At 69.3% G+C, this 13160-nt stretch carries 8 protein-coding genes; 7 read left to right on the top strand and 1 reads right to left on the bottom strand.

The window, feature by feature from the left end; all coding sequences use genetic code 11:
- The first annotated feature begins 298 nt into the window (after positions 1 to 298).
- The 5 genes from ENSA5_RS13155 to ENSA5_RS13135 all read left to right on the top strand — a co-directional run bounded on the left by ENSA5_RS13155 (position 299) and on the right by ENSA5_RS13135 (position 7788).
- Positions 299 to 640, top strand: a complete 342-nt coding sequence (locus tag ENSA5_RS13155; protein WP_106391996.1) for a hypothetical protein — start codon at positions 299 to 301, stop codon at positions 638 to 640.
- Positions 628 to 1719, top strand: a complete 1092-nt coding sequence (locus ENSA5_RS13150) for a hypothetical protein (RefSeq protein WP_146155643.1) — start codon at positions 628 to 630, stop codon at positions 1717 to 1719. The genes ENSA5_RS13155 and ENSA5_RS13150 overlap by 13 nt, the downstream gene beginning before the upstream one ends.
- Positions 1720 to 1799: 80 nt before the next feature.
- Positions 1800 to 4487, top strand: coding sequence for a leucine--tRNA ligase (gene leuS, locus ENSA5_RS13145; protein ID WP_106391994.1), 2688 nt, complete (start codon positions 1800 to 1802; stop codon positions 4485 to 4487).
- A gap of 100 nt (positions 4488 to 4587) precedes the next feature.
- A complete protein-coding gene (locus ENSA5_RS13140) occupies positions 4588 to 6126 on the top strand; it encodes a hypothetical protein (RefSeq protein ID WP_258182833.1) in 1539 nt (512 codons plus the stop codon).
- Between the two features lie 150 nt (positions 6127 to 6276).
- Positions 6277 to 7788 (top strand): hypothetical protein, encoded by a 1512-nt coding sequence (locus ENSA5_RS13135; RefSeq protein WP_181197714.1) that lies wholly within the window; start codon positions 6277 to 6279, stop codon positions 7786 to 7788.
- Positions 7789 to 7976: 188 nt separating this feature from the next.
- Here the strand turns inward: ENSA5_RS13135 and ENSA5_RS13130 are convergent, their stop codons facing one another.
- Positions 7977 to 8591 (bottom strand): hypothetical protein, encoded by a 615-nt coding sequence (locus ENSA5_RS13130; RefSeq protein WP_146155642.1) that lies wholly within the window; start codon positions 8589 to 8591, stop codon positions 7977 to 7979.
- A gap of 663 nt (positions 8592 to 9254) precedes the next feature.
- Between ENSA5_RS13130 and ENSA5_RS13120 the strand changes: the two genes are divergently transcribed.
- Positions 9255 to 12275: an AIR synthase-related protein gene (locus tag ENSA5_RS13120; RefSeq protein ID WP_106391991.1), complete on the top strand. Its 3021-nt coding sequence runs from the start codon at positions 9255 to 9257 to the stop codon at positions 12273 to 12275.
- Complete coding sequence (locus ENSA5_RS13115; RefSeq protein WP_106391990.1) at positions 12265 to 13152, top strand: phosphoribosylformylglycinamidine synthase subunit PurQ; 888 nt, start codon at positions 12265 to 12267, stop codon at positions 13150 to 13152. The genes ENSA5_RS13120 and ENSA5_RS13115 overlap by 11 nt, the downstream gene beginning before the upstream one ends.
- Positions 13153 to 13160 lie beyond the last annotated feature (8 nt).

Raw genomic sequence — 13160 nt, 5'->3', positions numbered from 1 at the left:
CCACGGACCCGCTGAGTTCCGCGCAGAGGTGACGCGCTCGATCTGGCAGTGAGCCTCCGGGCGCGGCGACGCCTTCAGCGCCGAAAATGTTGCGAGGTGCGTCGACGCGGCGGGGTCTAGTTTCGCCCTAGACCGTAGAGGTCATGACCTTCGCTCGCATCACCCCGCCTTTGCTCCTGCTCTCATCCCTTGGGCCGCCTCGGCGACCTTCGACGCCGGCTGCACGCCTCGCGGCTGCTCGGCGGCGGCGTTCTCCTACGACAACACGGGCACGCTGTTCACGCTCGAGGAGTTCGATGTGTTCGAAGTCGACGCCGTGCTCATCACCAACGGCATCGCGTCGCTGAGCGCCGACCGGGTTCAGATGCGGCTGTGGGGGCAGGCGGAAGGCTACGAGGTGTTGGCCCCGCTGGATGGACAACTCTTGGGCTACGAGATCCCTGCCGGGGCCGCGCAGTTCATGATCTCCGGCCTCAACGCGAGCGAGGGATCCAACCGCTTCATGGCCGCGAACTCGACCGAGATCTGGATCAGCGAGAGCCGCGGCCTTTGGAGCATGGCCAGCTTCGAGGTCGCGTTCGAGGACGGCAATCACAACCTGTGGACGGTCACGCTGGAGGATAGCCAGTGGATCGATTGAGCAAGCTCGGCGCGCTGGGGGGCGTCGTGCTCGCGCTCGTCAGCGGGTGCGTGGAGCCGTACGAGCCGAACTGGCTGTACCGCGGCGAGTGGATCGACATCGACGGACGAGACCGAAGCGCGGAGGAGACCTGCGAGGGGACCTTCGCGTACGTCGACGCCTACGCCTGGGCGCTCGCGGCGGAGTTTGGCGTCAGCGAGCACCTCGGCTCGTATCGCTGGTACTCGCACGAGGAATACGATGCCGAGCTGCCGTGCGATGGTGCGTCCGCGTGTGCTTGGGTCGAGGACCGGACCGCCCACACGCCGCTGCTCCCGCACGAGCATGAGATGGTTCATCTCGCCAACACGGCGTCGGGTATGTGCCCCAGCGCCCTCACAGAAGGCTTGGCTGAGGTCTATGGCGGGTACAGCTACGACTCGAAGACCAGCGACTTCGAGCGACTGGTCGCGCGCATGGAGGCACCGTCCGGACTCTCCCCCGGAGATTACGGGATCCTCGGTCGCTTCGCGGCGTACCTGGTGGAGCGCTTCGGACTCGAGGCGGTGCTCGATGTCTGCCGGATCACCGGCCGATATCCGAGCGGCGCCGAGCTGTCCGCAGCCATGGAGTCGGTCGTCGGCATGACCACCGCCGAGCTGCTCGCGGACTTCGAGCCCGAGCTCGGCGAGTGCAATGAAGCCGAGCGCTACCGCTGGCGGGTGTTCGGGTGCGGGGTCGGGGAGGCCGCGCCGGACCTGGGCCTGCTGAGCGGGGACGGCGAGCACCGGATCGAGACCACCTTCACGCTCGACTGCGCCAACGCGGCGACGATCGGCCCGCTCGCCGACAGGATCTGGACGGCCGCGCGCTTCGACGTCGACGCCAGCATGAACTACGACCTGTGGATCTCCGAGGAGCAGCTGGTCGAGACCCCGGGGGTCGAGCTGAAGCTGGTCAAGTGCGAGCCGTGCGCGAGGCCCGAGACGATTCCGAGCGGGTTCTTCGGCACGATGCCGCTCGAGGCCGGCCGCTACTCGCTGGAGCTCCACGCTCCCGCGGACTTCCGCGCAGAGGTGACGCTCTCGATCTGGCAGTGAAGGGCCGAAAGCGCGGGTTGCGCGAGGCGAGCCCGGCACCGCTGGCTCCCCCCTTCGAAACACCGTAGCTTTCCACCCCCATGCCCTACGACCACGCCAAGATTGAGCCCCGCTGGCAGGCATTTTGGGCCGAGCACGAGACCTTCAAAGCCGAGGTCGATCTCGCCAAGCCCAAGTACTACGTGCTCGACATGTTCCCCTACCCGAGCGGCAGCGGCCTCCACGTCGGCCACCCCGAGGGCTACACCGCGACCGACATCGTCGCCCGCTACAAGCGGATGCGCGGGTTCAACGTGCTCCACCCGATGGGCTGGGACAGCTTCGGGCTCCCGGCCGAGCGCTACGCGATGAAGACGGGCACCCACCCGCGCGAGCGCACCTACGAGTGCATCGACAACTTCAAGCGCCAGCTCGCGATGCTGGGCTTCTCCTACGACTGGTCGCGCGAGATCGCGACCACCGACCCCGAGTACTACAAGTGGACCCAGTGGATCTTCTTGCAGATCTGGGGCAGCTGGTACGACGAGGAGCAGGGCAGGGCGCGGCCGATCCGCGAGCTGCCGATCCCCGCCGAGGTCGAGGCCGAAGGCGACGGGGCCGTGCGCGCCTACCGTGACGCCCACCGCCTCGCCTACCTCCACGAGGCGCCGGTCAACTGGTGCCCGGATCTGCGCGTGGTCCTGGCCAACGAGGAGGTCGCCGAGCAGGTCGAGGCCGGTCACGAGGTCATCCGCGTGCCGATGCGCCAGTGGATGCTCAAGATCACCAAGTACGCCCAGCGCCTGATCGACGATCTCGACGATCTCGACTGGCCGACGAGCGTGCTCGAGATGCAGCGCCACTGGATCGGTCGGTCCGAGGGCGCCGAGGTCGTGTTCGAGCTCGCCAACCACGACGAGCAGCTCCGCGTGTTCACGACCCGGCCCGACACCCTGTTCGGCGCGACCTACATGGTCCTCGCGCCCGAGCACCCGCTGGTCGGGCAGATCACGGTCGACGCCCAGCGCGAGGCGGTCAACGCCTACGTCGAGGCGACCGCGCACCGGACCGAGCGCGACCGCCAGGCCGCCGCGGCCGAGGGCCAAAAGACGGGGGTGTTCACGGGCGCCCACGCGATCAACCCGGTCAACGACCAGCCGATCCCGATCTGGATCGCCGACTACGTGCTGATGGGCTACGGGACCGGCGCGATCATGGCCGTGCCCGGTCACGACGTCCGCGACCACGCCTTCGCCACGACCATGGGCCTGCCGATCGTCCAGGTCGTCGCGCCCGGGCCTGAGGCCAACGACGGCGCCGCGGTCAACGTCGAGGAGGCCGCGTACTCCGAGCTCGGCGTGGCGATCAACTCGGGCCTGATCGACGGCCTCGCAAGCGACGACGCCAAGGCCAAGATCACCGCGTGGCTGGCCGAGCAGGGCAAGGGCGAGGCCCGGGTCAACTACAAGCTCCGCGACTGGCTGTTCTCGCGTCAGCGCTACTGGGGCGAGCCCTTCCCCCTGGTTCACAAGCCGCTCCCCGACGGCGGGGCCGAGGTCGCCTCGGTCGGGGTCGACGCGCTGCCCGTCGAGCTGCCCGAGGTCGACGACTTCAACCCCTCCGACAGCGGTGAGCCGCCGCTGGCCAAGGCCACCGCCTGGGTCGAGCTGCCCGACGGCTCGCGGCGCGAGACCAACACCATGCCCCAGTGGGCCGGATCGTGCTGGTACTACCTGCGCTTTTGCGACCCCCGCAACGCCGACGCGCCGTGGTCGAGCGAGGCCGAGAACTACTGGATGCCCGTCGACCTCTATATCGGCGGGGCCGAGCACGCGGTCTTGCACCTGCTCTACGCCCGGTTCTGGCACAAGGTCCTGTTCGACCTCGGCCACGTGTCGACCCGCGAGCCGTTTCAGAAGCTGATCAACCAGGGCATGGTCCTCGGCGCGACCTACGTGCCCGAGACCCAGGCCGAGGGGCCCAAGCGGATCTTCGTCGCCGACGACATCGAGGAGATCGGCGAGGGCCAGTACGTCCACAAGGACACCCGCGAGCCCCTGACGATCCAGTGGGACAAGATGTCCAAGAGCCGCGGCAACGTCGTCAACCCCGACGACGTGATCGCGCAGTACGGGGCCGACACGATGCGCCTCTACGAGATGTTCATGGGTCCGCTCGAGGCCAGCGCGCCGTGGCAGCCCGAGGGCGTCAACGGCTGCGCCCGCTTCCTCGCCCGGGCCTACCGCCTGCTCTTCGACTCGCCCAAGGACGGTGACGACCGCCCCCGCGAGCTCGCCGCGGGCGAGGGCAGCGAGCGCCAGCGACGGCTGCTCCACCGGACGATCGCCGAGGTCAGCGAGCGGATCGAGCGAATGAGCTTCAACACCGCGATCAGCTCGCTGATGGTGTTCGTGCGCGACATCGAGAAGGACGACGAGCGCATCGGCCGTGACGCCGCGGCTCGCTTCTCTCAGCTGCTCGCGCCATTTGCGCCCCATCTGGCCGAGGAGCTGTGGCGCGCGCTCGGCCACAGCGAGTCGCTGACCTACGAGCCCTGGCCCGAGGCCGACCCCGCGCTGCTCGTCGAGGACACCTGGACCCTCGTCGTCCAGGTCAATGGCAAGAAGCGGGGCGAGCTCGAGATCCCTTCGAGCCTCGATCCCAAGCAGGCCAAGGACGCGATCGTCGAGCAGGCCATGGCGTCCGAGGCGGTCGCGCGCTTCGTTGGAGACAAGACGCCCAAGCGCGTCATCTACGTGCCCGGGCGGCTCGTCAACGTGGTCGTGTGAGGCCCGCGTAGCGCTCTCCCCGCGTGAGGATGTCTCCTTCGCGGCACCTCAGTCTGATAACCTCCTGCCTGGCGGTCCTCGGGATCGCGACGGTCGATCCATGAAGCGCTCTTACATCTTGGTCTTGGCTTCGGTCTCTGTGTTGGCCCTCATGCACGGCTGCGGCGATGACGTCATGAACACCGACACCGCGGCGACGCTCAACCCCGACAGCGGCAGCAACGACAGCCCGACGAACAACGACAACGGCGACGGCGACAGCGGCGAGACCGCCGAGGGCGGCGATGAAGACGGCTGCCCGCCGAGCACGGGCTGCCTCGATCTGCCCGAGGAAGAGGAGCAGGTCGGCTGCGACTCCGAGGGCAACTGCAACCTCGTCGACCTGCTGTTCGTGATCGACAACTCGGGCACGATGGGCGCCGAGCAGCTCAACCTCGCGCGCAACTTCCCCCTGCTGGTCCAGCAGCTCGAGTCGCTGCAGTCCGAGGGCGTCGAGAGCGGTGCGGACGTGAACATCATGGTCACGACCACCGACTACGGGAACCCGCTGTGCAAGCCCTTCGCCAACTACGAGCCCGAGGCCGGCGCTCCCGTGGCCACGGCCTGCCGCAAGCGCCTCGACCGCTTCACGGGCCTCGCCCAGATCAACCCGCCAGTCTACGAAGAGGCCTGCACCGAGGTGTGCGAGTCGCCGGGCATCGAGCCGCTCAACGGCGATCTGATCATCCACTTCGACGATGAGGGCGACAACGTCCCGCCCGTCGAGCCCGTCGACATCAACAACGACGGCATCGACGACAGCCCCGTCGCCCAGGCGCTGGCCTGCATCGGCCCCCAGGGCATCGACGGCTGCGGCTACGAGTCCCCGCTCGAGGCCATGATGCAGGCCCTCAACCCGCTCGCGTCGTGGAACTGCGGCGCGCCCGATGACCCCGAGGTCTGCCCCAACGGCGGCGTCGATCGGCCCTTCATGCGCGAGGGCGCCGTGTTGGCCGTCGCGATCATCACCGACGAAGCCGACTGCTCGGTCAAGGACTACGCGATCATGACCGACAGCGACTACTTCGCGGAGCTCGACGGCGACCCGCTGCCGAGCTCGGCGATCTGCTGGAAGGCCGGGGTCACCTGCAACGGCCCCGACGCCAACGGCGTCTACGTCAACTGCTCGTCCGACGACGACGACGACCTGATGCAGCCGGTCTCGCGCTACACCGACTTCCTCAACCACTACGTCCGCGAGGGCCTCGGCAAGGAGGTCGTGATGCTCGGCATCCTCGGCGTCCCGCCGGTCACCGCTCACAACCCCAACTCGCCGCACGAGCCGACCGAGGGCGGGGTCCACGATCTCGTCTACCGCCAGTGGCGCGACAGCGACATCCTCGAAGAGGACATGATGGTCGGGATCGACGCGGACTATCAGCAGTGGGCGTTCGGCATCGGGCCGGGCTGCACGGGCATGAACATGGAGGGCGAGATCACCGGCCAGGCGATCCCCCCGGTCCGGGTCAAGGAAGTCTGCGAGTCGCTCGACTACGACGACAAGATCCGCTGCTGCATCGAGTCCGTCTGCGACGACGACTTCAGCCCTGCGCTGGGCTGCCTGACCGACGTCATCCAGAACGTGTTCTCCGTCGAGTAGCCAGGTTGTTCCGCGCGTCGCGCATCGCGCGTCGCGTGGACACAGGAAACTGACGCTTGGTTTCCACTTCCCCCGGGAAAACGTGTAATCTCGGGCGACCGCGGCGTCTTAGCTGGCGGAGGAAACATGCGTAGGACGACCTTCAATTTGATGCTTCTCTCCGGCCTCGCCGGAACCCTTGGGACCGTTGTGGCTTGCGGAGACTCCGGCAGCGACGACACGACCAGCCTGACGACGCTGTCGGACACCGGTGACGGGATCGGCACCAACATGACCTTTGGGGACGGCGACGGCGACGGCGACGGCGACGGCGATCCCGGGGACGGAGACGGCGATGACACCGGCTGCCCGCCCGGCGGTTGCCTCGACCTCGAGGACGACACCGACAGCGGAGGTGGCGCGCCCGGGTGCGCCTCGGGCGATGGCAAGTGCGGTCTCGTCGACCTCCTGTTCGTGATCGACAACTCGGGCACGATGGGCGAGGAGCAGGTCAACCTGTCGGCCAACTTCCCGCTGCTGATCGATCGCCTCCAGGAGCTGACGGACAACGAGGGCAACCCCCTCAACCCGAACGTCAACATCATGGTCACGACGACCGACCTCGGGCACCCGCAGTGCACGCCCTTCCAGCCCGAGGGCTACGAGCCGGCCCAGGGCGCGCCGCAGAACGTCGCCTGCATCGACCGCATCGACGACTTCACCGGCCTCGGCTCCAACCCGCCCGAGTTCCCGGAGGCCTGCAACGTCGGCTGTCCGGTGCCCGTGGCCCCGGCCGATCCCTTCATCCACTTCGAGGGTGCGGACGCCAACACCACCAACATCCCGGGCAACAACGTCAAGGGCGCGCTGAGCTGCATTGGGCCCCAGGGCATCAACGGCTGCGGCTACGAGGCCCCGCTCGAGGGCATGCTCCAGGCGATCAACCCCGGCGCGCAGTGGAACCAGGGCAACAAGCCCTTCCTCCGAGACGGCGCCATCCTCGCGATCGCGGTCATCACTGACGAGGCCGACTGCTCGGTCCGCTCGCCCGCGGGCTACGCGTTCTTCACCGACCAGATGCAGAACACGTACTGGGAGATCAACCCCGACACGGGGACCAAGACCCAGGCGACCTCGGCCGTGTGCTGGAACGCTGGCGTCGACTGTGGCGCCCCCGACGGCAACGGCGTCTACGCCGACTGCAGCTCGATCGACACCGGCGTGCTCCACCCGCTCAGCCGCTACCTGACCTACCTTCAGGACGAGCTGATCACCAAGCAGAACAAAGAGGTCATCATGCTCGGGATCCTCGGGGTCCCGCCGGTCACGGCCCACAACCAGGACCCGCCCTTCGAGCCCACGGCCGGCGGTGTCATGGACCTCGTCTACCGCCAGTGGATCGACGGGGCCTACCCGATGGGCGACATCCTGCCCAACGACGACAGCGACGCCGCGACCAAGGAGTTCGAGTTCGGTGTCGGACCCGGCTGCACGGGCGAAGACGGCATGGGCGGCTTCACCGGTCAGGCCATCCCGCCAGTCCGCGTCAAGGAGGTCTGCGAGGCCCTCAACGAGGACGACCAGATCCGCTGCTGCATCGAGTCGATCTGCGACACCGACTTCTCGGCCGCGATCAGCTGCCTGACGGGCATCATCCAGACCGTCGTCGATCCGCCCAAGTGATCGGCCAAGTGATCGGCCAAGTGATCGGCCAAGTGATCGGCTAAGACCGATCCTACGCAGACGAGCCGGCCCAGAAGGGCCGGCTCGTTTTCTTTGTGGAGCTTTTTGTGGGGGTCTTGGTGGGGCCCTTGATGGGGCCCTTTGGTGGAGAGAGTTGGGGAGCGGGGCAGCGCGACTGCCCGCGCCGCTCAGCGCCGCTTGCGGCCGAGCTTGCGCAGGTGCGAGGAGCCGTTGCGCGTGATCTTGATCTTGCGCTTCTGGCCGCTGCCCTCGATGTGGATCCAACCCTTGGTCCGCAGGTGCCTGAGGACCAACTTGAGCTGCTCGGAGGTGAGCCGGGTCGCCCGGATCAGCGGCGCCTCGGTCATCGAGCCTTCATCGGCCAGGGTCCGGAGGATCCGAAAGTCGCCGTCGGGCACGTCGGCCCGGCGGCGGATCACGGCGGGCCCGGCGTCGGGCAGCTCCATCAGCGGGTTGCCGTCTTCGTCGAACTCGATCTCGGGCTCTGGGCGCCGACGGCGGCCGTTTTTGGGCGTGGGCGTGGGCGCAGAGACCTGGGCCGGGCGCGCGACCGCCATGTCGATCAGCTCTTGGACCGACATGTAGCCCAGCATTGGTGCGAGGTGCGGGTTGGCACGCGTGGCCGCCACGAACTCGCCGAGCGAGGTCTCGTCGGGCAAGGAGTTGATGACTTGGCGCATCACGACGAGCAGCGACTGGCGCCATTGCTCGTCGACCTCGGCGGTACGCTCCTCGTCGAGATCGTGTGCTTGCAGGGTCTGGACATCAGCTGTCATTGCCATGGTCCCTCGGGTCTTTGTAGCTCGGGCCCTCATGGCCGCGTTGACCACCCTGGTCGGTTTGTATGCAGTTTTTGGATTGTCATCGGAGTGATGATGAGGATCGGGGCCACGACCACGCGCAGCGGTCGGCGTCGAACGTGGGCCAAAACTCGAAAGTGGGAAGCTGCCGGCGAAATTCGGCCTCTGCCAGAAAATTGGCCTCTGGCAGTGCGTGGGATCCACGCACATCCAGCGGATCGGAGGGGCTGTGGCTAACCGCGCGGACCCTAGTAGTCTCGTATCCGGTCCGCTGAGTCGCTCGCCCTGATTCTCGACCGAGCTACCGCGCAGCCAAGCAATCCGAAGCCGTCCTGGAAATGGTGCAGGGCCATTGCGAAGGTGTCAAGGGCAAAGACCGCCCCGGAGCGCGCGCAGACCATCCCAGACAGGTGATCGAAGCCGGGGTAGGGCGCCACGGCGGGCGACGAGAACGCCGCGGGGCGCCTCCTGGCGGCTCTGGTCGGGGATCTGAGGATGGGTGCATCCATGTCGTCGGAGCGCACGCTCGGCTCGTGATTGCGCGAGAGATCCCGGCGCCGCGGTGGGGCGGTCGCCCCGCGTGGCCTGCGACGGTCTGTTCGAGGGGTCATTGACACCTCTTCGCCCACGGGGGAGGTATCCGCCGTGACCGTCCATCGGCTCGAGATCGAGGCGCAACCCGGACTCGGAGACCCACTCGCCGAAGCGACACGTCGACGTCTCGAGACCTGGCTGGACCTGCGCCCGCAGGCACTGCGTACTCGCAAGGTTTACCACCTCGACCTCGGGCTCGACGACGCCGAGGCCGAGCGGGTGCTCGCGGCGCTCGTCGACCCGGTCGCCGAGATCGGGGCGCTCGGCATGCTCGACGATCCCGAGCGCGACGGCGAGCGACCGTGGGCGCTGTCGGTCGGCTTCTTGCCCGGGGTCACCGACGCCGTCGGCCGCTCGGTCGCGCGCGCGGCCGCGGACTGCGTCGGCCGGGCGCTCGTCGGCCGCGCCTACAGCTCGACCCTCTATCTGTTCTGGGGGCTCGAGCCCGAGGCGATCGAGCGGGCGGCCCGGGACCTGCTGCACAACTCGCTGATCGAGCGCATGAAGCTCGAGCCGAGCCCGCGCGCGCTCGATCGTAGCGTCCCGGAGGCGGGCAGCTCGGCGCCGGTCGAGGTCCGCACGGTCGCGCTGCGTGGCCAGGGCGACGCCGAGCTCGAGGCGATCTCGCGCGAGGGCATGCTCGCCCTGTCGCTCGCGGAGATGCGCGCGATCCAGGCGCACTTCGAGGCGCTCGGCCGCGATCCGACCGACGCCGAGGTCGAGTGCCTGGCCCAGACCTGGTCGGAGCACTGCAAGCACAAGATCTTCGCGTCGCCGATCCGCTACGTCGATCCCGAGGGCGTCGAGCGGGTGGTCGAGCGCGGCCTGTTTCGCGGCTACGTGCGCGCGGCGACCGAGGCCGTGGCCGCGCAGCGGCGCGAGGCGGGCAGCGATCCGGTCGACGCCGAATTTCTGGTCTCGGTGTTCCACGACAACGCCGGGGTCGTCCGCTTCACCGAGGCCGATCACCTCGTCTACAAGGTCGAGACCCACAACTCCCCCTCGGCCCTCGACCCCTATGGCGGGGCGATGACGGGCATCGTCGGGGTCAACCGCGACAGCTTCGGGACCGGGCTCGGCGCGGATCTGCTGACCAACGTGTGGGGCTACTGCTTCGGTGATCCGCGCTGGGACGGGGAGCTCCCGCCGGGGCTCATGCACCCCCGTCGGATCCGCGACGGGGTCCACCACGGGGTCATCGACGGCGGCAACCAGTCGGGCATCCCCTACAGCCGCGGCTTCGAGCTGTTCGACGCGCGCTACGCTGGCAAGCCGCTGGTCTACTGCGGGACGGTCGCGGCGATGCCGGTCAGCGTCCCGGGGCCCGGCGGCGAGGGTCCGCCGCGGCCGACCCACGTCAAGCCGATGAAGGTCGGCGACAAGGTCGTGATGGTCGGCGGGCGGATCGGCAAGGACGGGATCCACGGCGCGACCTTCTCGAGCGTCGAGCTCGACGAGAGCTCTCCGGTCCAGGCCGTGCAGATCGGTGACCCGATCACCCAGCGGATGATGTGGGACTTCTTGACCGAGGCCCGCGATCGCGGGCTCTACTCGGGCATGACCGACAACGGCGCGGGCGGGCTGTCGAGCTCGGTCGGCGAGATGGCCGAGGCGACCGGCGGCGCGCGCATCGATCTCGCCGTCGCGCCGCTCAAGTACCCGGGGCTCGCGCCGTGGGAGATCCTGATCTCCGAGGCCCAGGAGCGCATGACCCTCGCGGTCCCGCCCGCCCAGCTCGACGCCTTCCTCGCCCTCGCCGAGCGCCGCGAGGTCGAGGCGACGGTCCTCGGCGAGTTCACCGACGACGGCCGCTTCGTGGTCCGCTACGGCGAGACCGCGGTCTGCGAGCTCGGGCTCGAGTTCCTCCATGAGGGGGTCCCGCTGCCGACGCTCGAGGCCCGCTGGGATCCGCCGCAGCCGCCCGACATCCCCGCGGGCGGGGCCGAGGCCGCGCGCGAGCGGCTCGCGGCCCTCGATCTCAACGCGACGATCCTCGCGCTGCTCGGGCGGCCCAACCTCGCGGCCAACGACGACCGCGCGCGGGCCTACGATCACGAGGTCAAGGGCCTCAGCGTCGTCAAGCCGCTGATCGGCCTGCGCGGCGACGTCCCGGCCACGGCCACGGTCATGCGGGTCCGCCACGCCCGCGACGAGGGCGTGGTCCTCGCGGAGGGCATTCACCCCTGGTACTCGGATCTCGACACCGACGCGATGGCCCGGGCCTGCGTCGACGAGGGCGTGCGGCGGGTGTTGTGCGCCGGGGCCCGCGTCGATCGGATCGCGGCGCTCGACAATTTTTGTTGGCCCGATCCGATCGAGTCGGCCAAGACCCCCGACGGACGCCACAAGCTCGCCCAGCTGGTCCGCTGCTGCGAGGGCCTCTACGCGGCCTGCGTGGCCTACGGTGTGCCCTTGATCAGCGGCAAGGACTCGATGAAGAACGACGCCTTCCTCGGCGGGGTCAAGATCTCGATCCCGCCGACGCTGCTGGTCAGCGTGATCGGCCAGATGACCGCGGTTGGACGGAGCCTGACCCTCGAGCCGCGGGCCGTCGGCGATCGCGTGTACCTGCTCGGCGACACGGCCCTCGAGCTCGGCGGAAGCGAGCTCGAGCGGATGCTCGCGGGCGCCGAGCCGCTGGCGCAGACCGACGTCCCACGCACCGATCTCGACCGCTGCTGGGCGCGCTACCGGGCCTTCGTCGAGCAGCGCGACGCCGGGCGGGTCCGCTCGGCCCACGTCTGCGGTCGCGGGGGGCTGGCGCTGGCGCTCAGCCACATGGTCCTGGCCGCGGAGCTCGGGCTCGAGCTCGAGCTCGATGGCCTCGCCGGTCCAGGCGGCCTCTCGGCTGCGGCGGCGCTGCTGTCGGAGAGCACGGGCCGCATCGTGCTGACCTGCACCGAGGCCGACGCGCCCGCGCTCGAGCAGGAGCTCGGCGCCCACGGCCTGGTCGCGCTCGGGCGGGTCACGGACAGCGGCGCGCTCACGGCCAGCCTCGGCGCTCGGTCGCAGGTGTCGCTCACGCACGCGCAGCTGCGCGCGCGCTACGAGGAGGGACTTCATGGACTCTGAAGCCGTGCGCGCACGCCTGATCCCCGAGCTCGACCCGCGCGAGCTCGCGCAGCTCCGGGTCATGGTCCCGACCGGCTACGGCCTCAACTGCGAGGCCGAGACCTCCGCCGCGTTCGAGCTGCTCGGGGCCGAGGTCGAGCGGGTCCACGTCGCCGAGCTCTTGGACGACCCCGGCCGCCTCGCGGGCGTGGCGATCTTGGCCTTCATCGGCGGGTTCTCGTTCGGCGACCACGTCGCGAGCGGGCGGGTGTTCGCCAACCGCCTCCGCTTTCGCCTCGGCGACGCCCTCGCTCGCTACGTCGCCGACGGGGGCCTCGCGATCGGGATGTGCAACGGCTTTCAGGTCATGGTCAAGCTCGGGCTGCTGCCCGGCCCGCTGCTGGCGGCCGACGCCGCGGATCGCCTCGCGCCCCAGCGGGCCTCGGTCGTCGGCAACGATCGCCTCGGCTATCGCAACGCCTGGGTCCGGATGCGCTGTGATCCCGAGAGCCCCTGCGTCTGGACCCGCGGCCTCGACATCATCGAGAGCCCCAGCCGCCACGGCGAGGGCAAGCTGGTCCTCGCCGACGACGAGATCCGCGCGCAGCTCGAGGCCGAGCACCGGGTGCCCGTGCGCTACGTCGACGAGCAAGGCGCGGTCAGCGAGGCCTGGCCCGCGAACCCCAACGGCTCGCCCGGCGGCGCGGCCGGGCTGTGCGATCGCAGCGGGCGGGTGTTCGGGCTCATGCCTCACCCCGAGGCCTTCCTGTACGCCGAGAACCACCCGCGCTGGCGCGCCCGGGCCGACGCGGGCGACAGCCCCGGTCACGGCCTCGGTCTGCGGGTGTTCGCCAACGGTCTGCGCGCGGCGGTAACGGCCCGGCGCAAATCGCCGTAAACTGGGCT

Origin of the sequence: Enhygromyxa salina, from assembly GCF_002994615.1 — a bacterium.
Taxonomy (GTDB): domain Bacteria; phylum Myxococcota_A; class Polyangia; order Nannocystales; family Nannocystaceae; genus Plesiocystis; species Plesiocystis salina_A.
The sequence above is the reverse complement of the archived record's forward strand: the minus strand, read 5'-3'. Positions and strand labels throughout refer to the sequence as shown.

Bases quoted from the DNA above. Each gene is read 5' to 3' on its own strand.
- leuS (WP_106391994.1), top strand. From the start codon at position 1,800: ATGCCCTACGACCACGCCAAGATTGAGCCCCGCTGGCAGGCATTTTGG.
- ENSA5_RS13135 (WP_181197714.1), top strand. From the start codon at position 6,277: ATGCTTCTCTCCGGCCTCGCCGGAACCCTTGGGACCGTTGTGGCTTGC.
- ENSA5_RS13130 (WP_146155642.1), bottom strand. From the start codon at position 8,591: ATGGCAATGACAGCTGATGTCCAGACCCTGCAAGCACACGATCTCGAC.
- ENSA5_RS13115 (WP_106391990.1), top strand. From the start codon at position 12,265: ATGGACTCTGAAGCCGTGCGCGCACGCCTGATCCCCGAGCTCGACCCG.
- ENSA5_RS13140 (WP_258182833.1), top strand. From the start codon at position 4,588: ATGAAGCGCTCTTACATCTTGGTCTTGGCTTCGGTCTCTGTGTTGGCC.